Origin of the sequence: Streptomyces sp. CA2R106, from assembly GCF_037034245.1 — a bacterium.
Lineage (GTDB): Bacteria > Actinomycetota > Actinomycetes > Streptomycetales > Streptomycetaceae > Actinacidiphila.
Genome location: NZ_JBAGKC010000169.1, coordinates 1 through 552, shown reverse-complemented (window position 1 = coordinate 552; position 552 = coordinate 1). Strand labels below are relative to the sequence as shown.

General features: G+C 69.9%; 1 protein-coding gene. It reads right to left on the bottom strand.

Going from position 1 to position 552, the window contains the following annotated elements:
- The coding region (locus WA788_RS35570; RefSeq protein WP_335984644.1) for an acyltransferase domain-containing protein at positions 1–552 on the bottom strand (552 nt) is incomplete at both ends.

Below are 552 nucleotides of genomic sequence, written 5' to 3'. Positions count from 1 at the left end.
GACTCACCTCCACAAACACCCGATGCCCCTCAGCCACCAACCCGGCAACAACCTCACCAAACCGCACCGGCTCCCGCAGGTTCCGATACCAATACCCGCCATCCAGCTGGGCGGTATCCACCACCCGCGCCTCAAGCGTCGAATGGAACGGCACCGGACTACTGACCGGGGACAGTCCCGCCAGATCCTCAGCCAGAGACTCCCTCACCGCCTCGACGTGCGCGGTGTGGGAGGCGTAGTCGACCGCGATCCGTCGCGCCCCGCGCTCCGCGAACGCCTCGACGAACTCCGCACATGCCTGGGCGGCGCCGGCGACCACGACCTGGTGGGGAGCGTTGACCGCCGCGATCGACAAGTCCCCTTCCCAGCGGGCAATCCACTCCCCCACCTCGGCCAGACCGGCCGGCACCGACACCATCCCGCCCGTGCCCGCCAGATGCCCGGCCAACGCCCGACTACGCAGTGCCACGACCCGCGCGCCGTCCTCCCACGACAACCCGCCCGCCACACACGCCGCCGCGATCTCCCCCTGACTATGACCCACCACCGCAG